Consider the following 21,706-nt stretch of genomic DNA (forward strand, 5'->3'; position numbering starts at 1 on the left):
CGCTTACCGCTGTCTAACATCCGTGCCAACGCCGGGTCAATGGTGTCCGGCGGCCCACCAGTGAGGAGCCTGAGCGATCGTGACCGCCACAGTGCCCGGAGCCGGACCCGTGGACATCGTCTGCCTCGGCGAGTCCATGGTCACGTTTGTGCCCACGGTGCCGGGCCGCCTCGCCGATGTGCCGTCGTTCGTACGCGGCATCGGCGGAGCGGAGTCCAATGTGGCCTGTGCGCTCGCGGCGTCCGGGCACAGCGCGAAGTGGGTCGGCAGGGTGGGCGCGGACGGCTTCGGCGAGCACCTGGTCGCGGCGATCGCGTCGTACGGCGTCGACACGTCGGCGGTACAGCGCGATCCGCAGCGGCCGACGGGGATCTACTTCCGAACGGCGGGCGACCGCGCGGCCGACGCACACGAGGTCCTCTACTACCGGACGGGGTCGGCGGCATCGGCGATGTCGCGGTCGACGGTGCGGGACGAGGACGTGTGGTCGGGGCGGATCCTGCACCTGTCCGGGATCACGGCGGCGCTGTCGGCGGACTGCCTGGCGCTGATGCGTGACCTGACGACGCGCCGGTCCAGGCGCCCGCTCGTCTCCTTCGACGTCAACCACCGTCCCGGCCTGTGGCGCGACGCCGCCGGTCCGGCAGTCCTCCTCGACCTGGCCCGGGGCGCGGACATCGTCTTCGTCGGCGAGGACGAGGCGGAGGAGGCATGGGGGGTGCGGGGCGCGGATGCGATCCGGGAGGCGCTGTGTGAGCCGGACGTGCTCGTGGTGAAGCGGGGGGCGCAGGGCGCGGTCGCGTACGGCCGCCGCTGCCCCGGATCCGGACCCCGCCCCGACGCCGTCACCCACGCGCCCGCGCCCCGCGTCGATGTCGTCGCCCACGTCGGCGCGGGCGACGCCTTCGCCGCCGGGTTTCTCTCCGCCACCCTCCGCGGGCTCCCCGCCCACGACCGGCTGCGGCACGGGCACCTCATGGCCGCCGCCACCCTCACCGTCGACGCGGATCTCGCCGTGCCGCCCGCACGGGCGTATGCCGACCGGCTGGTCGCACTCGACGCACGCGGCTGGGAGACACTGCACCTCGGCCCCGGCTGGACCGCAGCCGTGGATGAGGAGGTAGCTACGCCATGAGCCAGACCGTCGATCGCGCCCTGAGCATCCTGCCGCTGCTCGCGCAGGGACCCGCCGACCTCGGACAGGTCGCCGACCGGCTCGGCGTGCACAAGTCCACCGCCCTGCGCCTGCTCCGTACGCTCCACGAGCACGGACTCGTCTACCGCCAGCAGGACCAGCGCTACCGCCTCGGCGCCCGCCTCTTCGCGCTCGCCCAGGAAGCGGTCGAGAACCTCGATGTGCGGGAGATCGCGCACCCCCATCTCGTACAGCTCAACGAGCAGTGCGGGCACACCGTCCACCTCGCCGTGTACGAGGAGAACGAGGTCCTCTACATCGACAAGGTCGAGAGCCGCTATCCCGTCCGGATGTACTCCCGGATCGGCAAGCCCGTCGCCATCACCGTCGCCGCGGTGGCGAAACTGCTGCTCGCCGACCTCCCCCAGGCCGAGCGGCGCGCCCTCGCCGAGAAGCTCGACTACCCCATGTACACATCCCGTTCGATCCCGAACCCGGCCGCGTTCCTCAAGGAGCTCGCCGCCGTCCGCGAACAGGGCTGGGCCACCGACCTCGGCGGCCACGAGGAGTCCATCAACTGCATCGGCGCGCCCATCCGCGGCGCGGACGGCCGGGTCGTCGCCGCCATGTCGGTCTCCGCGCCGAACGTCGTCGTCACCGCCGAGGAACTCCTCACCCTTCTCCCGCTGCTGCGCCGCACCGCCGCCGCCATCAGCCGGGAGTACTCCGGTGCCGTACCCGACGCACATGCCGTCCCACCCAAGGAAGCTCCATGAGCGAGAAGATCGCGATCACCCCCGCCACCCACACCGCCCCGCCCGCGAAGTTCTCCCACGGCGTCAAGAAGGGCAACATCCTTCAGGTCGCCGGCCAGGTCGGCTTCCTGCCCGCCGTCGAGGGGCAGTCCCCGACCGTCGCCGGTCCCACTCTGCGCGAACAGACGCTCCAGACCCTCGCCAACGTCAAGGCGGTCCTCGAAGAGGGCGGCGCGAGCTGGGACGACGTCATGATGACGCGCGTCTATCTCACCGACGTGGACCACTTCGCCGAGATGAACGAGATCTACAACGCGTACTTCGAGGAGGAGGGTCTCAAGGCCCCCGCCTCCGCCCGTACGACGGTGTACGTCGGCCTTCCCGCCGGCCTCCTGATCGAGATCGACGCACTGGCAGTCCTGGGCTGAATCTGCGACTGACCTTCGTTGATCTTGTTTAACCCCCCACTGCCGGGGGCGGCGCCTTTCCCCCGAGCGCCGTCCCGTGGTCCGCCCTTGCCCAAAACAGGAAGTTTCCCCATGCTCATCGCCGCTGACGCCCCACCACCACCCCCGCCCCACACCGGCGGTCTCCTCCTTCTCATCGACGGCACCGCCGGTCTGCTGACCGTCGCCGCCCTCGGCATCGCGCTGCTGCTCCTCCTCATCATCAAGGTCCGGCTGCAGCCCTTCGTCGCCCTGCTCGCCGTCTCCATAGCCGTCGGCCTCGCCGCCGGTCTCTCCGTCACCGAACTCTTCGGCACCGTCCAGAAGTCGGCCGCCGTCTCGGTGATCGAGCAGGGCATGGGCGGCATCCTCGGACACGTGGCGATCATCATCGGGCTCGGCACCATGCTCGGCGCGATACTCGAAGTGTCCGGCGGCGCCGAGGTGCTGAGCTCGCGTCTGCTGAACCTCTTCGGCGAGAAGCGCGCCCCGCTTGCCATGGGCCTGACCGGCTTGATCTTCGGCATACCCGTCTTCTTCGACGTCGGCATCTTCGTCCTCGCGCCGATCGTGTACGCCGCCGCCAAGCGCTCCGGCAAGTCGATCATCCTTTACGCGATGCCGCTGCTGGCCGGTCTGTCCATGACCCACGCCTTTCTGCCGCCGCACCCCGGCCCGGTCGCCGCCGCCGGACTGCTGCATGTCTCGCTCGGCTGGGTCATCCTGATGGGCATCCTCGTCGGCCTCCCGGCGGTCCTGGCCGCCTGGGGCTACGCCGCCTGGATCGGCAAGCGGCTCTTCGTCGAGGTCCCGCAGGACATGGTGGAGGCCGCGGAGGACGCCAAGGCCGCGGTCGCCGCAGAGCGCATGCGGCGCGACGGACAGTCGGCCGAGGCGCCCATCTCCCTCGCCACGGTGCTCCTCATCATCGGTACGCCGCTGGTGCTCATCCTCGCCGCGACGTTCTCCTCCATCGCGCTGGACCCTTCCACCCTCCGAAGCGTCATCGAGTTCTTCGGCAGCCCCTTCGTCGCCCTGACGATCGCGCTGGTCCTCTCGTACTACCTGCTGGGCATCCGGCGCGGGTGGTCCCGCAAGTCCCTCGAGCAGGTGTCGACCTCATCGCTCAAGCCGGTCGGCAACATCCTGCTCGTCGTCGGTGCGGGCGGCGTCTTCGGCGCCATCCTCAAGGCGAGCGGCGTCGCGCAGGCGCTCTCCGACACCTTCAACGACGTCGGCCTGCCGGTGGTCGTCCTCGCGTATCTGATCTCGCTGGTGCTGCGTGTGGCGCAGGGTTCGGCGACGGTCGCGATCGTCACCACGGCCGGCATCGTGCTCCCGCTGGTCGAGAACGGCGACCACTCGCAGGCCTTCCTCGCCCTCGTCATCATGGCGATCTCGGCCGGTTCGATCTTTGCCTCGCACGTCAACGACGGCGGGTTCTGGATCGTCGCCAAGTACTTCGGCATCTCCGAGCGCGACACCCTGAAGTCGTGGACGGTGCTGGAGTCGGTGCTCTCGGTCGCGGGCTTCGCGGTCGCGGCCGCGCTGAGTCTGGCCGTCTAGCGGCGCCGAGTCCGGCCGTACAGCCGCGCTGCGTCCGGCCATACAGCGGTACGCAGAACGCGGGGGCGCCCCGGAACCGAGCGGTTCCGGGGCGCCCCTGTCCGTATCAACCGAAGTACCGCGTCAACCCGTGCAGTACTGCTGCTCCTTGCCGATGGACCGGTACATGCAGTCCGCGTTCTCGAGCAGCTGCAGCACGGCGTCACGGTTGCGGCTCGTCTCACGCTCGATCACCTCGTCGGGCGGGTAGAAGCCGCCGCCGCCGAAGCCCGTCGGATACATCTCGAACGTGTAGGAGAAGATCTTCTGGTTGCCCCACAGCCAGTCGTCGATCGAGCCGTCCGTGATGTAGAGGTCGCTCGACTGCTCCGGCGTGTAGCCATTGCTCGCGGCCATCTTCTGGCCGACCGCGGCGAAGGCGTTCCGGTCGTCCTGGGTCATGCCCGGGGCGGTGTCGGAGTTGGTGTAGCCGAACGGCCAGAGCACCAGCTCGCTGTAGGTGTGGAAGTCGATGCCCGCCTTGATCTGCTGCTTGCCGCCGACGACCCGGCTGCGGGCGAAGTCGGCGACCACCTTGACCTCGGGGGCGGACTCGGCGGCCCGGCCGCGGTAGGTCTCGGAGCCGGTGGAGCCCGAAGAGCCGCCGCAGCAGCCCCACTTGTAGTCCCAGTTGCGGTTGGTGTCGGTGCCGACGCTCGACGAACCGGAGTTGGGCTGACGGTTCTTGCGCCAGCTGCGGTAGCTGCCGGTGGCGATGTCGTACTCGCCGCCGTCCGGGTTGACGTCGGGGATGATCCAGATCTCGCGGCCGTTCACGGCGTTGGTGATCCGGGAGTCCTTGCCGTAGCCGTCACCGAGCTCGCGCACCAGATACAGCGCCATCTCGACGGTGAGGTGCTCGCGCGCGTGCTGGTGATGGGTGAAGAGGACCTCGGGCTCGTTCTCGTCGGTCGCGACGTTGTCGCTGATCTTGACGGCGATGATGTCCCGGCCCTCGTAGCTCTTGCCGATGACGCGCTTGCTGATGATGTTCGGGTGCGCGGCGATCCGCTGGTCGATCTCCGCCTTCGTCTCGGCGTAGTTGTGATAACGCGCGTCGGCGGAGGGGAAGTCGAAGGGTTCGACGGCCTCGCCGGCCCTGTTTCTGGCCGGGGGAGCGCCCAGGGCCTTGGGCGTGTAGCCGAGGGCGCGCAGCCGCTTCACCTGTGTGGCGGTGGCGCTCACGACGACCGATCGTGCGTCGGTCTCGTCGATCGACACGCCGGTGGCGGCGAGCGCGGTACGGGCGGCGGCGTCGGCCGGGCCCTGGACCTCGTACTGCTGGATCTGTTCCTCCTCGGCGGCTGCCGGGGTGGTCCTCGCCGTGGGATCGGGGGGTGCGGCGTTGGCGGTGAAGGGGGCGGCAACGGCGAGCGCGAGCAGGGCCGTGAAGGTTGCGGCCTTCCTGCTTCTGCCGCGGATGCGAAGTCGCATGAAGTCTCCTGGGTGGGGAGTGTGGGGGGTTGTTCAGTTGCGACGCATGGGGTGATGCGTGGGGTGGTGCGGTTGTGTGGGCACATCGTGGGGCCATGGCATGACCCGGTCAAGAGGCCACCTTCGGCCATATTATCGATCTTGAAACTCATCGGCATGTATGCCGTGGAGCTCAAGCACGCCGAGGGCGGCCGATGCGGCGGGTCTGCCCTTCCCGGCGTGTGGGTGCGCCGGATCACCGGCCGGAGCCACCCGTCCGTACGGGCCGAATGGGCGAGGGCATAGCCCGGACGGCCGTCCCCCACATGCCTGCCGTCCTCGCCGCGGCTCCTGCCGGTCCGGGCACCGGCCGCAACGCGCAGCAGCGCCGCCGGTTGAGCGGCGGCGCTGCTGTTCCGGGTCGGTGGCAGCCCTACGGCAGACCGTGGACGTGCGGGCCCACCGCGTTCGACCAGGCGTTGCCCGACTTCGCGTCCCAGTTCGTGGACCAGGTCATCGCGCCCCGCAGCGAGGGATATGTCTTGGACGGCTTGAACGATCCGCAGTTCGTGCCCCGGGCGAGGCAGTCCAGCGCGTTGTTCACGATCGTCGGGGAGACATAGCCGCTGCCCGCGCCACTGGTCGAGGCCGGCAGGCCGAGCCCGACCTGGGCCGGCGCGAGACCGCCCTCCAGCTGGATGCAGGCGAGCGCGGTGAGGAAGTCCACCGAGCCCTGCGAGTAGACCTTGCCGTCGCAGCCGTTCATCGAACCGCTGTTGTAGTACTGCATATTGACGACGGTCAGGATGTCCTTGATGTTGAGCGCCGTCTTGAAGTACTCGTTCGACGTCGACTGCATGTCGATGGTCTGCGGCGCCATCGTGATGACGAGCTTCGAGCCCGCCTTCGACGACAGGGACCTGAGCGCCTGGGTCATATAGGTGGAGTTGAGGCCGTTCTCCAGGTCGATGTCGACGCCGTCGAAACCGTACGTCTGCATCAGCGAGTAGACGGAGTTGGCGAAGTTCGTGGCGGAGGTGGAGTCGTTGATCGTGACGGTGCCGTTCTGGCCGCCGATCGAGATGATCACGGACTTGCCGGCCGCCTGCTTGGCCTTGATGTCGGCCTTGAACTGGTCGACGGTGTAGCCGCCGAGCCCGGCCGTGTCGAGGTTGAAGGTGACGCCGCCGGGCGTGCCGGTCGCGTCGGCGAAGGAGACCGCGATGATGTCGTAGTTGGCCGGCACATCGCTGATCTTCTGGACGGTGGCGCCGTTGTTGAAGTTCTGCCAGTAGCCGGTCACCGCGTGCTTGGGCACGGTCCCGCCGCCACCGCCGCCGCCGGAGGCCGAGGTGGTACCGGTCACCGCCGCGGACTTCGCGGACTCACCGGCCGCGTTGGTCGCGGTCACCTGGAACTGGTACGAGGTCGAGGCGCTCAGCCCGGTCGCGGTCGCCGACGCGCCGGTGACCGACTGCACCTTGGTGCCGTTCTGGTAGACGTTGTACCCCGTCGCGTTGGACACGGTGTTCCAGGACAGAGCCACGGAGGACGAGGTCACGGATCCGACCGCGAGCCCGCCGGGGGCGGCGGGCACGGTCGGCGAGGGGTCGCCGCCACCGCCGGCGTCCGGGCCGAAGACGGACACGTCGTCGGCGTAGTAGGCGGCCTGCCCGTACCAGCCGTGCGTGTAGACCGTCACGGAGGTGGTGCTGCCGCCGGTCGTAAAGGTGGTGGACAGCTGCTTCCAGCCGGCGGAATCCGGGGTCCAGGTGGAGACATCGGTCGTGCCGGTTCCGGTGGCGCCGAGGTAGGTGTACCCGCCCTGTACCCAGGCACTCAGCGTGTACGTCGAGTTGGGCTTCACGGCGACGGTCTGGGTGCACTTGGCGTTGTCCTGCCCGGCGGGCGTGGCCTTGAGGGCGGAGGCGCCGCCGTGCACCGGGGAGGAGACACTGGCCCCACTGCCTCCGGAACAGGTCCAGTTGGCGAGCCCGGACTCGAAGCCGGCGTTCTTGGCGACATTGACGTCGGCGGCCTGCGCGGTTCCTGTGATGCCCATGAAGGTGAGGCCGGCCCCGAATGCGAGCGCGAGCGCTCCGCCGAGCCATTTCCGGGACGGTCGTCTTCGTGAGCGTGTGGTGCGGTCCACTTGCTGCCTCCGGTGGGGGAGTTGGGGGTGTGGAGGGGTACGGGGGAACGGTGGCCACCGCTGGGCGTACAAACTGGTCCAGACCAATCAGGTTGTCAAGACCTCTGGCGTCGATTCGTATACGAACGCCCGGTGCGCCACCGTGGGGCCGTGCGGGACGGCGGCGCTCAGGCCTCGTCCGCCGAAACGCCCCGCTGGAACTCACTCTGGGGTTGCGGGAGTTAACTAATGACCTCTTTGCACCATTTGGCCTGTGCGGAGCGTGTGCGGGTTGAGGCTCTCGGTTCTGAAAGGTGTTCTCTGCCTCCTCACTCGTGGATAAAGTGCAGGAGCAGGAGCACGGAGCAGTAGGGATCTGCGGGCGTCGGAATTCCGGCGGCCGGAGCGAACGGGGAACCAGCGTGCCGACCGCGATAGCTGTCACCAGCGCAGATCTGGTGCTGCCGCCGACCGACCAGCAGACGCCCACCGCGGCTCTGCTGCAGTCGCCGGACGCTCAGCCGCTGGATGCCGCCCTCGCCGACATGACCGTCCTGCTGGAGCAGCACGGCTATGTGATCGCCCTCTATTCCTCCTCCCTTCCGGTGGCTCATGAACGCCGGCTGCATACGGTCCGCTCCGTCCTGGAAAGCGACCGCATCGCGCTGCTGAAGGTCGACCTGCCGCCGCTCGGCCTCGCCGTACTCGTACGCCAGATGCGGCAGTTATCGGTCTGTGACTTCAGCGCGGGAGTCGTCGCATCCGCGGCCCGGCTGCTCTCGCACTATGTCTACGCGGGTGCACTGCTCGGCTCGGTCACCAAGCTCGACCGGGTTCCGGTCGGTCTCAAGTCCCATGCCAAGTCCTGGGTCCCGGGCTCCCAGTTCGGCGTGCTGGCCAATCCCCACCCTCAATTGGTCAAGATCGGCAGCGGCGGTCTCGCGGGACCCGAATTCGGCACCCAATTGATCGTCGCCAGAGGCCAGTTGCAGTCGGACTGGGTGACGGGGACTCTCGCGCCGTCCTGGCAGGTCCAGAACGTGCAGGAATCAGCACTGCCCGCCGAGTCCCCCAGGTGGTGGGGCACGGTCAGGGTGATCGAATTCGCCGCCTTCCTTGCCGACATCTCCGTCCTCTATCAATTGGTTTCGTCCGTACGGCGAGAGGTGTGCTCCTGGTGCGGCATTCAACTGATCGGTGACCGCTGCGGGTTCTGCCTGTCACCCCTTTCCGCCGCCGAGGACCAGGCGCGCGGTGTCCTGAACCATCGTGGAACACCCACGCACCAAGGGTCGTGATCCCGCCTCCAGGGCGGTCGGCACGGGTCGTGGCGGCCTGCCGAAAGGGCGTACCAACCCGCTCCGCTCTCCCTGTCCGCTCCGTCAGTCCACGTATCCGAACGAGGTTGTCCCGCCCATGAATTCACGGCAGCGCCGCGGCGTCGTACTACTGCTTCTCTCGGTTCTCTGCGCCTTCGGTGCGTTCGCCGGTGTGCTCTCGGTGATCAGTGATGTGAATTCAAAGGTCGGGCCCGAGGTTGCCGCCTACCGGGTCAAAGGTGATATCGCGCCCTATACGCCCCTGGTGCCGGACCAGTTCGAGAAGGTCACCATGCCCAAGCGCTGGTTGTCCCGGAGTGCCGTGACCGATCTCGATGTGATCAACGGAAAGATAGCCGTCACACAGCTCCGCGGCGGCTCGCTGCTCCAGGACGACATGATCGTGAAGCGGCCGCAGCTGGAGAGCGGGCAGCAGGAGATCGCCATCATGATCGATGCCGCCACCGGAGTCGCGGGCAAGATCAGGCCCGGCAACCTGGTCAATATCTTCGCCACGTTCGCCGCGCAGAACGACTCCGAACGGGACCAGTCCCGGATCATCGTCGCCAATGCCAAGGTCCTGGACGTCGGCGAGCTCACAGCGCTCAGCCCCAAGAAGGGTGAGCGCAACAGCGGCCCCACCGAGGCCGTGCCGATCACCTTCGCTCTCACCACCACCGACGCGCAGCGCGTGGCCTACGCCGAATCCTTCGCCGAGCACGTACGCCTTGCCCTGCTTCCCGACGGCAGCCCCACCACGCTGCGCCCGGGAGAGGGCAGCTACGACCTCTCCGAAGACAAGAACAAGTGAGGGCCGGATGACGACTCGTATCCTCCCGGCCGTCGGTGACGCCGACGCCTCCCGATCCATCACCACCCTCCTCAGCCAGCTCCCGGACGCGGAACCGGCCCCGCCGGTGGGCGACTCGACCTCACTGCTCGACCTGCTGTCCCGGCTGGCGGGCGAATCCCTCGACGAACTGCCCGAGGTCGTGCTGGTCCACGAGCGGATCGGACCGGTGCCGGCTCTCGAGCTGATCCGGGAGGTGGCACTGCGCTTTCCGGCGGTCGGGGTCATCCTGGTCACCTCCGACGCCGGCCCGGGTCTGTACTCGGCGGCGATGGACTCCGGTGCCCGGGGGCTGGTGGGACTGCCGCTGTCGTACGAGGTGCTGGCGCAGCGCGTCCAGGCGGCGGCGGGCTGGTCAGTGGGAGTACGACGCCATCTGGGCCAGGGGGCCGAAGTCTTCACCGGCCCCGGCGGCAGAGTCGTCACCGTCAGCGGCGCCAAGGGCGGGGTCGGCACGACCGTGACGGCGATCCAGCTCGCCCTCGCCGCCCGGGCGTCCGGGCACACCGTCGCTCTCGTCGACCTGGATCTGCAGGGCGGTGATGTGGCCTCGTATCTGGATGTGCAGTTCCGCCGGTCCATCGTGGACCTGGCGACCATCCAGGACATCTCGCCCCGGGTACTGCAGGACGCGCTCTTCAGTCATGAGACGGGGCTCGGGCTGCTCCTCGCGCCGGGGGAGGGCGAACGCGGCGAGGACGTCAGCGACCGGCTGGTCCGCCAGATCGTCAGCGCGCTGCGGCACCGCTACGAGGTCGTCGTCATCGACTGCGGCACCTATATGAACACGGCCAACGCCGCGGCCATCGAGATGGCGGACACCACGCTGTTGGTGACCACGCCGGACGTCGTCACCGTCCGGGCCACCAAGCGCATGGTCAGGCTCTGGGACCGGCTCCAGATCCGCAAGGCGGAGGAGACCGTCGCCGTCGTCAACCGGCATACGCGCCACACGGAGATCCAGCCCCAGCTGATCGAGAAGATCACCTCGACCCGGGTGGCCCGGGTGGCGGTCCCCGCCAATTTCAAGGAACTTCAGGCCGTCGTCGATGCCGGCCGGATGCAGGATTTGGAGCCCAGGTCCACGGTGAAACAAGCACTGTGGCAACTGGCGGGAGAACTGGGGCTCGTGAAGAGTGGATCGGCCGAGAAGCCGAGCAGGTTCCGCGGAGACCGGGGCTCGCTCGGCGGTGGCCGCCGCCCGGGCCGTACGAGGTGATGCCGAAATGAGGGGGAGCGTTGCGTCATGAAAGGTCGAGCGGTACGCCTGTCTTACCGGGGCCTGCGGGATGACCGGGGGCAGTCCGTCATCGAGTTCACGGGCATGGTGCCGATCATTCTGGTGACGATGCTCGTGCTGTGGCAGGCGGCGCTCGTCGGCTACACCTTCGTGCTCGCGGGCAACGCCGCCGACAAGGCGGTGAGCGCGGGCGCCGTGGCGGAAGGAGACCGGGACGCGGCCTGCAAGCGGGCAGGCGAGGTGGACGTGCCCGGAGCGTGGACGCGCCACATCACCTGCCACCAGGAGGGCGATCTGGTCAAGGCCGAGGCGAACCTCGAAGTCCCGCTGCTCTTCCCCGGCGGCTTCAGCCTCCCGATCACTGTGCCCGGCCGGGCCGCCGCCGCGACGGAGAGGAACTGAGCCATGCGCAAGCAGGCAGCCCGTCGGGACGACAGGGGCCAGGCGGTCATCGAGTACGGGGGATGGCTCGTCATGCTGCTCTTCGTGGCCCTGGTCGCGGTCCAGGTGGGGCTGGCCGTGTACGCCGCGCAGCAGGCGGGCACGGCGGCGCGGGCAGCGGCCCGGGTGGCCTCGCAGCACCAACCACGCATCTCCTATCAGCAGGCGGGCCGGGAGTCGGTGAGCTCCTGGCTCCAAGCGAGCTTCACCGAGTCCTCTGCGGGCGACGACGAGGTCACGGTCGAGGCCACGGTCACCGTTCCCTCCCTCGTCCCGGGCTTCGACTTCACCACCACCAAGAGCGCCACCATGCCCCGGGACTGAACCGACAGCGCCAGGCAAGCCGTACAAGGGAGTTGACGTCATGGGTCTGCGGGCGCGCATCAACAACCCCGAGCCGACGAACGGACAGGGCGAGGAGAGCCGGCTCGTCGGGGTCTACCGCGCCAAGCTGCTGGAGGAGATCGACCTCGCCGAGATGTCCGCCCTCGCGGCAGCCGACCGCCGCGCTCGTCTGGAGCGGGTCCTGGGCCACATCATCAGCCGTGAAGGCCCGGTCCTCTCCACGGTCGAGCGCACCCAGCTCATCCGCAGGGTCGTCGACGAAGCCCTCGGCCTCGGCATCCTCGAACCGCTCCTCGAAGACGCCTCCATCAGCGAAATCATGGTGAACGGACCCGAGCAGGTCTTTGTGGAGCGCAGCGGACGGCTGGAACTGCTCCCGCTGCGCTTCTCCTCCACCGAGCAGCTGATGCAGACCATCGAGCGCATCGTCTCCACCGTCAACCGGCGGGTGGACGAGGCCAATCCGATGGTCGACGCCCGCCTGCCCAGCGGGGAGCGCGTCAACGTCATCATTCCACCGCTCTCCCTGACCGGCCCGATCCTCACCATCCGGCGCTTCCCCCGGGCCTTCACGCTCCAGGAGATGATCGGCCTGGGCTCGCTGGACGAACAGATACTGATGCTGCTGGCGGGTCTGGTGCGCGCCAAGTTCAATGTGATCGTCTCCGGCGCCACCGGTACCGGAAAGACCACGCTGCTCAACGCTCTGTCGGGACTGATCCCGGGCGGCGAGCGCATCGTCACCATCGAGGACTCCGCCGAGCTCCAGCTTCAGCAGTCGCATGTGATCACGCTGGAGAGCCGTCCCGCCAACGTCGAGGGCAAGGGTCAGGTCACCATTCGCGATCTGGTGCGCAACTCCCTGCGCATGCGGCCCGACCGCATCATCGTCGGCGAGGTCCGAGGCGGCGAGACGCTCGACATGCTCCAGGCGATGTCCACCGGCCACGACGGTTCGCTCGCCACCGTCCACGCCAACAGCGCCGAGGACGCGCTGATGCGACTGCAGACCCTCAGCTCCATGTCCGAGGTCGGGATCCCCTTCGTGGCGATCCATGACCAGATCAACAGCGCGGTCGACGTCATTGTGCAGCTCACCAGGCACGCTGACGGCGCTCGCAAGATCACCGAGATCGCCGTCGTCGACTCGTACGGCCGTGAGGACTACCGGTTTGTCACGGTCTGCCGCTTCGACGCCCAGCCCATGGCCCCGGACGGGCGTATCCACGGGAAGTTCGCGTACTTCCCGCTGCCCCGACGGGTCGCCGACCGCCTCTATATGGCCGGCGAGTCGATTCCCCCGGCTTTCGGCGTCGCGCGGTCCGAGGACCAGCTTGCCTCGCGCACATCGACGGCCTGACCAGCCCCCCTTCCCCTCCGCCCGCCCACACAGAAGGCCCGCCCGAGATGAACAACCTCCCGCTCCTGACGATGGCCGTCACACTGCTCGGCTGTGTGCTCGCCGTCGTCGGCGTCCATGTCTACGCATCGGGTCAGGCCCAACGGCAGGCCCTGCTGGAGCGGATGACCCAGGAGGGCCAGCTCGCGATCGAGAGCGGCCGACGCCGTCGGTTCAGCGGCGTCGACCGGCGGCTGCGCAAGACACGCCTCGGCAAGCGCATCGAGCGCAAGCTCTCCGCGACCGGTCTCGACCTGACTCCGGGCGAGTACTTCGTCTCCGTACTCGGCGCGCTGCTCGCCCTCTACTTCATCGCCGCGTCGGTCTTCGCGCCCTTCTTCGGGATCATCGCCGCCGTCATCGGGATCTGGGGCGCCAACGGGTTCCTCAACTGGCAACGCGTCAAGCGCACCGAAGCGTTCATCAACCAGCTCCCCGAACTCACCCGCGTACTGGCCAATGCCACCCAGGCCGGACTGGCACTGCGCACAGCCATCGGCATGGCCGTGGAGGAGCTCGACGATCCGGCCAGGGAAGAGCTGCGGCGGGTGACCGATCAGCTGGCCCTGGGCCGCTCGCTCGACGACGCACTGAACGATCTCGCCGCGCGTCTGCCGTCGCGCGAGCTGACCGTTCTCGTCACCACCCTCATCCTGTCCAACCGGGCCGGCGGCACCATCGTCTCCTCGCTGCGCAACCTCACCGAGACCCTGGAGGAGCGCAAGGAGACCCGCCGCGAGGTCACCACCCTGCTCTCGCAGGTCAAGGTGACCGCGGTGGCGGTCCCCGTGCTCGGCACGGGCTTTCTGCTGCTCATCAACGGGATGCGGTCCGGCGCCCTCGACGACATGACCAGCGCCCTGGCCGGCAGGCTCGCCGTGCTCGTCTCGGCGGGCCTCTACGCGCTCGGCTTCTTCCTCATCAACCGCCTCACCCGCGTCCGCATCTGATCTGCATCTGATCCGTATCCGTCCGACGATCCGTATCCGAAGGGAGGGAGTACACCATGGGACTGCTGCTCGCGGCCGTCATCGGACTCGCCGTTTACGGAGCCTTCCTGGGCGTCCGCATGTACCGCGCCGAGGCAAAGCTCCCCGGCGACCTCGCCGTCGCGCTGGAGGTCGGCGCCACCCGCACCACCGCCACAGGTTCCGTCATCGACCGCCTGGGCATGCGGTACGCCCCGTACGTCCTGCGCATGATGGGGCCCAAGCGGGTCGAGGCGGTCCGCAGGAAGCTGGACATGGCGGGCAACCCCGGTGGTCTGACCGTCGACCGCTACGCCGCCCGGCGCGCCGTCTACGGCGGCCTCGGCTCGCTGGTGGCCCTCGGCATGCTGATGAACGGCCGGTTCGTACTCGCCGTGTTCTTCGTCCTGTACGGCCTGTTCTGGACCGACGTACTCCTGTGGGCAGCCATCAGCAGGCGCAAGGACGACATCGAGCGCACGCTCCCCGACTTCCTCGACGTCCTCGCGGTCGTGGTCTCCGCCGGACTCGGGTTCCGGCAGGCGCTGGAGCGGGTCGCCGAGAAGTACGAGGGGCCCTGGGCGGACGAACTGCGAATCACCCTGCGCCAGATGGACATGGGCGTGAGCAGGCGCGAGGCCTTCGAGCAGCTGCGCAGGCGCAACCAGTCGGACCAGGTGTCGATGTTCGTGTCCGCGCTTCAGCAGGGCGAGGAGCTCGGAGCCCCGATCGTCGACACCCTCATCCAGATCGCCAACGACATGCGCAGGACGGATGCGCAGAACGCCCGCCGCAAAGCCGCCAAGGCCGTCCCCAAGGCCACGCTCATCGTCACCAGCTTCATGCTCCCGGGGACGATGATCCTGATCGTGGTCGGCTTCTACTACGCCTCCAATGTCAATTTCAGCGACATCTTCGGAGGCTGAACCGGCCATGGGACGGGTTCCGCGGCCGACCAGGACGGCGCTGACCGGTGGGGCCGAGGCGAGCGCGCCCGCGAGCGCCCCGGCACATGTGCCGTCGCTGCCGATCCAGGTCAACGCGCTCCAGGCGCTGTGCCGCCAGCTGTTCGGCTTCCGCCTGGCCATGACCGCGCTCGCCGCCCCGTTCGCCCTCGCGCGCGTCGACCGGGGGCTGGGCGGCTGGCTGGTGGGCGCGGCCGTTCTCGTCACGGTCATGGTGTCCTATGTGCTGCTGCGCGACTGGGAGCGCTTCGGACCGGTGCTGCTGCGGCACCCTTCGCTGCTCGCCGCCGACATGCTGTTCGGGGCGCTGCTGCTGTTCTCCGCCTCGCCCGGTTCCACGCTCACCTACGTCACCTTCTGCACCCCGCTCCTCGCCGGGCTCGTGTACGGGTGGCGCGGAGCCGCGATCTTCGCGCCGCTCCAGTCCCTGCTGCTCGCCGCCGCCTACGCCATCAACCAGAAGATCGAGGCGGACGCGTCGGCGCTGCTGATGGTCGGCCTCTGTGTGATGGCGGGAGCCGTCGGCAGCACCCTGCGCAACCTCCTGCTCGGCTTCGGCGCCGCGTCCCAGGCGCTCACCGAGACCCGGGCCCGGCTCGCCGTCAGCGACGCGGTGGAGCACGAGCGGGCCCGGCTCGCCCGCGAGATGCACGACTCCGTCGCCAAGACGCTCCACGGCCTGGCGCTGGCGGCCGACGGCCTCGCCGGCACCGCCGACCGGATGGACCCGCTGACCGTCAGGCACCAGGCCGAGCTGGTGGCCCGCTCGGCCCGCCGGGCCGCGACCGAATCCCGTGAGCTCCTGTCGGATCTGCGCCGGAAGTCGGGACTGGACGGCGAGGTCGACATCCTCGCCGAACTTCGCGCCAGGACCGAGGACTTCGCCCGGCGCCACGGCATGTCGGCCGGCTTCCGCGGGCTCGGCGACATCCCCGTGCCGCCGGTTCCCCAGGCGGTCGCCCGGCAGGCCCTGACCATCGCCACCGAGGCCATGGAGAACGCCCACCGGCATGCGCACCCCAGCCGTCTGGACGTCTCGGCGGGACTCGTGGGCGAGGTGCTGAGAATCAGCGTGTACGACAACGGGCGGGGCTTGCCTCCCGGCACCACTCTGGAGGACCTGCGGCGGGCGGGCCACTTCGGCCTGGTCGGCATGGTCGAGCGTGCCGCCGCCATCGGGGCCCGTATCCGGATCGGCAGAGGCCGGGCGGCGAAGGGCACCGAAGTCCTCCTGGAGCTGCCCGCCGCCGCACTGAGACTCGCGCCCGGCATCCCCACGCAACCCGCTCGGTCCGCGCACCATCGGTTCCCGCTGCTCAACTGACCTGTTGACTTTGACCTGTTCACTGACCTGTCCACGGCGTCAACCCCACCCACCGTCCCCACTTCGAGAGGAGGCTGCAGCATGCCGGACGACATCTCCTACAGCTCGGGGCAGAACTGGACCCAGCAGTCCCATGTCTCGCAGCACACGTCCTCGCACGCCACCCCGCTCAGCTCCGACCACACCACGGGCATTCCCCTGGCCTCCGTGCCACCGCTGTCACCCGTGCCCACGGGCGAATTCCCCGCCCTGCCGGGCCCGGCCCCCCTGCCCAAGGCACCGTCCCTGCGCGTTGTCGTCGCCGACGACAACCCGGTCGTACGCGCGGGCCTGACCGTTCTGCTCCAGGGCCGCGCCGACCTCGAGGTCGTCGCGGAGGCGGCGGACGGACGTCAGGCCTACGAGGCCGCTGTCCGACACCGCCCGGATGTCGTGCTGTTGGACGTCCGCATGCCCGGCGTCGACGGCATCTCGGCCCTGCCGCACCTGGTGCGACTGGCCCCGGTGCTGATGATGACCTACAGCCGGGAGAGCGAGATCGTCCACGAGGCGCTGCGCCTGGGCGCGGGCGGCTATCTCGTACACGGCGAGTTCACCGCCGACCAACTCGTCACCGCGGTACGGGACATCAAGACGGGCCGGGCGCACTTCACGCACTCCGCCTCCGGCGCACTGCTGGCGAGGGTGCGGGACGACGGAACCGGCGGGGGCTGTGGTCCGGCGCTGCCCGACGGCCTGGGCACGGCGTTCACCGGCTCCGGCCGACAGTCGGCTTCGCCGGAGCAACCGTCTACGGTCGCGTACGGCGTGCACGCACACGCCGGGTCCGACCGGTCAACGAGCCAGTCGCCAGCCGCCTTTGACGCCGACCTGGCCGCACAGGGATTTGCTCGAATGCCTTCGCTTTCGCAAGCGAATGTGGCACATTCGTCTCAGGGCCGTGGCGTAGCCGGAGGGCTGCGCGGAGTGATCACGGAGCTGAGTCGGCGGGAGGTGGAGGTGATGGAGCTGATTGCGTCCGGCATGACCAACCAGCAGATCGCGGCGTCCTGCTTCATCAGCCAGAAGACCGTCAAGAACCACATCAACCGCATCTTCGCCAAGCTGAACGCGGGGAGCCGCGGCGAAGCCATCGCCATCTGGCACGCCGTGGCGCGAGGGGGGTCGGCAGCGCATGGCTGAACAGGTGCCGGCCCGCCGGCGGAGGGCCCAGCCCGGGTTTTGGGCCCGCAGTTGGGCCCTGAGGCCCATGGCGTGGGAAGCCTTACGGTCGTACGTTTCCGGTGTCGCCGGGTCCGGTCAGGGGGAAGCCGGAAGTGCGAGAGCCGACACCAGGGATGCGTACAAAACCGGAGGGGAACGCCATGACGGACGTCGGGCTGAAGGCCGCGACAGCGGCCAGGGTCTATGTGGCCGGCTGGAGGGACTCGGTCCTCGAGGGCATCAAGAGCCGCAGGGACAGGGGACAGGGCGCGATCGAGTACGTGGGCATCACGATTCTGGTGGTGGCCATCGTGGTGCTGCTGCTGCAGACCAACATGGGCACCGAGATCGCGAACAAGTTCTCGGAGAAGATTCGCTCGGTCCTCAACAGCGGCGGCGGGGGTGGCGGCGCCGGCTGACCCTGCCGGTGCACAGAGACAGAGGGCAGGCCACGCCGCTGTACATCGCAGCGGTGGTTGGCCTGCTCTTTTTTGCGCTCGTATACCTCGCCTTCGGTCAGGCGGACATCAGCCGTAACGGCACCCAGACAGCGGCCGACGCCGCTGCCCTGGCGGCCGCGCGGGAGTCCAGGGACCAGCTGGACCTGACGGACTTCCTCGATGACCTGCAAGGCCTCTTCGACGGGGACGAGATCGGGACGGCCAACGGCTGCACGGAGGCACCTCGGTTTGCCGCCCTCAACGGCGCGCGCGTCGGCTGCACCCAGCTCACGGATGGGCGCTGGGGTTTCACCGTGGAGGCCACGTCTCTCAAGCCGATGGGGGACAACATCGTCGAGGGGACCGCAGACCAGCACGCGACAGCCAGAGCCACGGCTGTGGTCGAGCCCCGCTGCGCGTTCACGCCTCGTGAGCCGGACGAGTCAAAGGGGCCTCCCGGGAGTGGGGACGAGGAACAGAAGCCGCCTTTGGGCAAGCTCGTCTGCGATACCCAGGAGTGGGAGATCGACCCCGGGCACCTGGAGCTGCTCCCCGACGTTGCGGACCTCTTCACCGTCCGACTGGCCGAGGACTGACCTCGAATGAGTGCAAAGGAACAGGATTGATGAGTATGCGGCAGATGAGGACCATGCGCCGGGCCGGGGCGGCAGCCTTGCTCTCTGCGGCCCTGACCTTTTCGCTGACTGCATGCGGGGGTGACGGCGGAGAAGACAAGGGCAAGGAGCCGGCCTCCTCTTCCTCGGCCCCGGACAAGGGCAAGGACGGGAAGAACGACAACGCGACCGCGCCCACGTCCGGAGACCCCATCGCGAACGTCAAGGGTGACGGAGGGCTGGAGCTTGCCGTCCATTCGGCAAAACGTGATGACGGCGGATTCCTCACTGTGGACGGACAGTTCAAGAACACCGGATCCGCCGGGTTCTCCGTTCCGGTCAGCTGGAACGGCATGGAACAGGCAGTGGCCGCCACGGGCCACTCGTTCGCCGGAATGACGCTGGTCGATTCCAAGGGCAAGAAGCGCTACTACGTACTGCGCGACACCGACAACCGGCCTTTGACCACCTATGGGTACGACGGCTTCATCCAGCCCGGGCAGGCCCTCGCCTTCTTCGCCCAGTTCCCGGCACCCCCGCAGACCACCACCAAGGTCGACATCCAGTTCCCCGGCTTCCCCAGCACGACGATCGAGCTCTCCTGATGAGCGCCCTCACCACCCCCACCCGGCACCACTCGCGCACCGCGGCGACCGTCCTCGTGGCCGCACTCTCCCTGGGTCTTGCGGGCCCGGTCGATGCCGTGGCCGAGGACGGACCGTATCCCACCCCGTCGGCTTCCGCGCCCGTCCAGATCGACGCCAAGGACTCCGACCTCAAGCTCCCTGAAGGGGCAACTCTCGCCGCGGCCAAGGTGCTCGACATCAAGTCGGTCGTCGAGGAGCTCGGCGGCGAGGAGCGCCGCGAGGAGACCAACGCCGACATCACGTTCGCTCTCCAGGCCGAGGTGCTCTTCGGAAAGGACAGCGCGAAGCTCTCCACCGAGGCGAACGCCCGCATCGCCGCGATCGCCGCGGAGATCAAGAACCAGGACGCCAAGAAGGTCCGAGTCTTCGGCTTCACCGACAATCTCGGTACCTCCGAGCACGGTGACGTACTGTCGAAGCAGCGCGCGGCCGCCGTGCACAGCGTGCTGTCGCAGCAGCTGAGTTCCCTTGGCATCACCTATGAGATCCGTGGGTACGGCGAGCAGTACCCCATCGCGAACAACGCGACCGAAGAAGGACGCAAAAAGAACCGCCGGGTTGAGGTTTCCTTCCCCAGGGGGTGAAAGTCCCGGCGAGGGCCGCCCGCAGCGTGCCGCGGGCGGCCCTCGCCTGTGCGGGCAGGCCGGTCGGGTGCGGAGGAGTGGAGCAGTGACAAGGGGCAAAGCCGGAGTGATCAGCGTGCTGGCCCTCTGTACCGTCGGTTTGGCGGCTGTGCCGGTCGAGGCCTCGTCTCCGGGTGGGCCGGAGGACTTGGCGCCGTACCGGACGGCCCAGGACGCCAGGCCCGTACGGGGCACCGCCGTGAGTACGGAGGGGCCGAGGCTGCGGCCGGGGACGTACACCGACACCATCTTCGCGGGGCAGAAAAAGTACTACCGGGTGGAACTGGATGCCAGGACCAATGTCTATGTCTCGGCCGTTCTCGCTCCGCCGCCCGAGAGCAGGGTGCAGCCCACGGACGGAATCCGGGTCACGCTGGAGTCCACCGACGGCGTGGAGTGCAGCGTCAGCAATGAGGTCAGCTTCGGGAGCGCCACCCCCCGTCCCATCGCCGACTACGCGACCCGCCGCATCGGGAACGGCCGGGAATGCCAGGGCGCGGGCGACTATCTCTACAGCGTCGAATGGACCGGTTCCGGCGGTGGCCCGGGCGTCGGTGGCTGGCCCGTGGAGTTGAAGTACATGACGGAGCCGGGGCTGAAGGCCGGGGCGGTGGTGCCGTCGGCGCCGTCCACGTGGGGTGCGCAGGCGCCCGAGCCCGCTACCGGGACAGCAAAGGGTGTGAGCGGCGGCACCGGCTTCAACGATGCGCCCGCGGTGGGACAAGGGGTCTGGAAGGACGAACTGAGCCCCGGTGAGAGCCGCTTCTACAAGGTGCCGGTCGACTGGGGGCAGCAACTGTTCCTCGACGCGGAATTCGCGAATTCGACGACCGAGCAGGCGCCCGTGGTGGTCGACGGGCTCAGGCTGTCCCTGTTCAACACCGCCCGTGGATTCGTACGGAGCGCGGACACCAACTATCTGGGCAAGCCGGCGGCGGTCGGCTTCGGCACCGCCCCGGCCGCCTTCGCGAACCGTGGCTCGTCCCAGGACGACACCGGCGCGATGCGCTTCTCCGGCTGGTACTACGTGAGGGTCACCCTCGACCGCCAGATCGACAGCTCCCTCCCCATGACCCTGCGCGTCGGCATCGAGGGTGAGCCACAGCAGGGCCCGGCGTACGACGGTGACGCGACGGCGGCCGGGTTCGGCATCACGGACGCGGACCGGGCGGCCGCCCAGGAGGGCCGCGTCGAGGACGGTGGCGCGGAGAACGCGGGGCTGAAGGCGCTGGGCATCGGGGCGATCGGACTGGGCACGGTACTGCTGCTGGGACTCGGCACATGGGCGCTTGTCGGGCGTCGCGGAGAGGTGACGGAGCAGGTCCCGCTGCCGTGGGAGCCCTGAGCCGTCGCCCCGTCGCCCCGTCGCCCCGTCGCCCCGTCGCCCCGACGGCCGGCCCGCGCCTGACCGGTCCGAGCCGTCACCGCGAGGGACCGCTCGGGTGGCTGAGCTCAGTCGATCTCCACTTGCACCCCCGGGCGCAGGCCCCAGCCCGCCATCGACCCCGCCTCCGCCTCCAGCACATGCCGCGCCCTGAGCCGTGGCCTGCCGAGTCGGCCCGGCCGCATCGCGTGCAGGTCGACGACCCTCAACTCCTTGTCCAGATACGCCACATCGATGGCGAAGCGCATCCGGAAGGTGTGCACGCTGTTGCACGGCGTCAGCAGGATCGCGCCCTCGATCCCGTCCCGCCCCAGCAGCCCCCGACGCCGCGGCCCGTACGTAGCCGCGATCTCCACCGGTACCGCCGCGTCCCGTCCGGGAACCCTCAATGTCCCTGTGCCGCCCCGCCATTGACGCCGTCCGCCCATGGCCGTAGACCGTAGCGCCCGGCGTACGGCC

General features: G+C 68.9%; 23 protein-coding genes. 20 read left to right on the plus strand and 3 right to left on the minus strand.

Annotated features, from left to right (window positions below; genetic code table 11):
- The first annotated feature begins 79 nt into the window (after positions 1-79).
- The 4 genes from ACQEVG_RS24760 to ACQEVG_RS24775 all read left to right on the plus strand — a co-directional run bounded on the left by ACQEVG_RS24760 (position 80) and on the right by ACQEVG_RS24775 (position 3,902).
- Positions 80-1,135, plus strand: a complete 1,056-nt coding sequence (locus tag ACQEVG_RS24760; RefSeq protein ID WP_432987556.1) for a sugar kinase — start codon at positions 80-82, stop codon at positions 1,133-1,135.
- Positions 1,132-1,911 carry an IclR family transcriptional regulator gene (locus tag ACQEVG_RS24765; protein WP_432987558.1) on the plus strand — a complete coding sequence of 260 codons (780 nt, stop codon included), beginning with the start codon at positions 1,132-1,134 and terminating at the stop codon, positions 1,909-1,911. The genes ACQEVG_RS24760 and ACQEVG_RS24765 overlap by 4 nt, the downstream gene beginning before the upstream one ends.
- Positions 1,908-2,318 (plus strand): RidA family protein, encoded by a 411-nt coding sequence (locus ACQEVG_RS24770; protein ID WP_432987560.1) that lies wholly within the window; start codon positions 1,908-1,910, stop codon positions 2,316-2,318. The genes ACQEVG_RS24765 and ACQEVG_RS24770 overlap by 4 nt, the downstream gene beginning before the upstream one ends.
- A 111-nt stretch (positions 2,319-2,429) precedes the next feature.
- Complete coding sequence (locus ACQEVG_RS24775) at positions 2,430-3,902, plus strand: GntP family permease (protein WP_432987562.1); 1,473 nt, start codon at positions 2,430-2,432, stop codon at positions 3,900-3,902.
- A gap of 123 nt (positions 3,903-4,025) precedes the next feature.
- On the opposite strand, the gene ACQEVG_RS24780 is transcribed toward ACQEVG_RS24775, so the two are convergent.
- Complete coding sequence (locus ACQEVG_RS24780) at positions 4,026-5,375, minus strand: M14 family metallopeptidase (RefSeq protein ID WP_432987564.1); 1,350 nt, start codon at positions 5,373-5,375, stop codon at positions 4,026-4,028.
- Between the two features lie 141 nt (positions 5,376-5,516).
- Between ACQEVG_RS24780 and ACQEVG_RS24785 the strand changes: the two genes are divergently transcribed.
- Entirely contained in the window at positions 5,517-5,660 is a 144-nt protein-coding gene (locus ACQEVG_RS24785; protein ID WP_432987566.1) for a hypothetical protein, read from the plus strand.
- Positions 5,661-5,787: 127 nt separating this feature from the next.
- On the opposite strand, the gene ACQEVG_RS24790 is transcribed toward ACQEVG_RS24785, so the two are convergent.
- The gene (locus ACQEVG_RS24790) at positions 5,788-7,506 is read right to left on the minus strand and encodes a chitinase (RefSeq protein WP_432987568.1); all 1,719 of its coding nucleotides are present in this window, start codon (positions 7,504-7,506) and stop codon (positions 5,788-5,790) included.
- A 401-nt stretch (positions 7,507-7,907) separates the two neighbouring features.
- On the opposite strand from ACQEVG_RS24790, the gene ACQEVG_RS24795 reads away from it, so the two are divergent.
- From ACQEVG_RS24795 to ACQEVG_RS24865, 15 genes are all read left to right on the plus strand, one after another.
- Complete coding sequence (locus ACQEVG_RS24795) at positions 7,908-8,783, plus strand: hypothetical protein (protein WP_432987570.1); 876 nt, start codon at positions 7,908-7,910, stop codon at positions 8,781-8,783.
- Positions 8,784-8,901: 118 nt separating this feature from the next.
- Positions 8,902-9,615: a Flp pilus assembly protein CpaB gene (gene cpaB / locus ACQEVG_RS24800; RefSeq protein WP_432987572.1), complete on the plus strand. Its 714-nt coding sequence runs from the start codon at positions 8,902-8,904 to the stop codon at positions 9,613-9,615.
- Positions 9,616-9,622: 7 nt separating this feature from the next.
- Positions 9,623-10,873 carry an AAA family ATPase gene (locus ACQEVG_RS24805; RefSeq protein ID WP_432987574.1) on the plus strand — a complete coding sequence of 417 codons (1,251 nt, stop codon included), beginning with the start codon at positions 9,623-9,625 and terminating at the stop codon, positions 10,871-10,873.
- 27 nt (positions 10,874-10,900) lie between these two features.
- Positions 10,901-11,296, plus strand: a complete 396-nt coding sequence (locus ACQEVG_RS24810; RefSeq protein ID WP_432987576.1) for a TadE/TadG family type IV pilus assembly protein — start codon at positions 10,901-10,903, stop codon at positions 11,294-11,296.
- A 3-nt stretch (positions 11,297-11,299) separates the two neighbouring features.
- Positions 11,300-11,659, plus strand: a complete 360-nt coding sequence (locus ACQEVG_RS24815) for a TadE/TadG family type IV pilus assembly protein (RefSeq protein ID WP_432987578.1) — start codon at positions 11,300-11,302, stop codon at positions 11,657-11,659.
- Positions 11,660-11,699: 40 nt separating this feature from the next.
- A complete protein-coding gene (locus tag ACQEVG_RS24820; protein WP_432987580.1) occupies positions 11,700-13,040 on the plus strand; it encodes a CpaF family protein in 1,341 nt (446 codons plus the stop codon).
- A gap of 47 nt (positions 13,041-13,087) precedes the next feature.
- Positions 13,088-14,029, plus strand: coding sequence for a type II secretion system F family protein (locus ACQEVG_RS24825; RefSeq protein WP_432987582.1), 942 nt, complete (start codon positions 13,088-13,090; stop codon positions 14,027-14,029).
- Positions 14,030-14,085: 56 nt separating this feature from the next.
- Entirely contained in the window at positions 14,086-14,973 is an 888-nt protein-coding gene (locus ACQEVG_RS24830) for a DUF5936 domain-containing protein (RefSeq protein ID WP_432987584.1), read from the plus strand.
- A 7-nt stretch (positions 14,974-14,980) separates the two neighbouring features.
- The gene (locus ACQEVG_RS24835; protein ID WP_432987586.1) at positions 14,981-16,336 is read left to right on the plus strand and encodes a sensor histidine kinase; all 1,356 of its coding nucleotides are present in this window, start codon (positions 14,981-14,983) and stop codon (positions 16,334-16,336) included.
- 81 nt (positions 16,337-16,417) lie between these two features.
- Positions 16,418-17,518, plus strand: a complete 1,101-nt coding sequence (locus ACQEVG_RS24840) for a response regulator (RefSeq protein ID WP_432987588.1) — start codon at positions 16,418-16,420, stop codon at positions 17,516-17,518.
- A 182-nt stretch (positions 17,519-17,700) separates the two neighbouring features.
- On the plus strand, positions 17,701-17,958 hold the full coding sequence (locus ACQEVG_RS24845; protein ID WP_432987590.1) for a hypothetical protein: 258 nt from the start codon (positions 17,701-17,703) through the stop codon (positions 17,956-17,958).
- An 8-nt stretch (positions 17,959-17,966) separates the two neighbouring features.
- Positions 17,967-18,575: a pilus assembly protein TadG-related protein gene (locus ACQEVG_RS24850; RefSeq protein ID WP_432987592.1), complete on the plus strand. Its 609-nt coding sequence runs from the start codon at positions 17,967-17,969 to the stop codon at positions 18,573-18,575.
- Between the two features lie 29 nt (positions 18,576-18,604).
- Positions 18,605-19,198, plus strand: coding sequence for a hypothetical protein (locus tag ACQEVG_RS24855; protein ID WP_432987594.1), 594 nt, complete (start codon positions 18,605-18,607; stop codon positions 19,196-19,198).
- Positions 19,198-19,824, plus strand: a complete 627-nt coding sequence (locus ACQEVG_RS24860) for an OmpA family protein (protein ID WP_432987596.1) — start codon at positions 19,198-19,200, stop codon at positions 19,822-19,824. Before ACQEVG_RS24855 ends, ACQEVG_RS24860 begins: the two co-directional genes overlap by 1 nt.
- Before the next feature lie 85 nt (positions 19,825-19,909).
- Positions 19,910-21,208: a hypothetical protein gene (locus ACQEVG_RS24865; protein ID WP_432987598.1), complete on the plus strand. Its 1,299-nt coding sequence runs from the start codon at positions 19,910-19,912 to the stop codon at positions 21,206-21,208.
- A 107-nt stretch (positions 21,209-21,315) separates the two neighbouring features.
- On the opposite strand, the gene ACQEVG_RS24870 is transcribed toward ACQEVG_RS24865, so the two are convergent.
- Complete coding sequence (locus ACQEVG_RS24870; protein ID WP_432987600.1) at positions 21,316-21,675, minus strand: DUF192 domain-containing protein; 360 nt, start codon at positions 21,673-21,675, stop codon at positions 21,316-21,318.
- Positions 21,676-21,706: the final 31 nt, after the last annotated feature.

The organism is Streptomyces sp. CA-135486 (assembly GCF_050936555.1).
Taxonomy (GTDB): Bacteria; Actinomycetota; Actinomycetes; order Streptomycetales; family Streptomycetaceae; genus Streptomyces.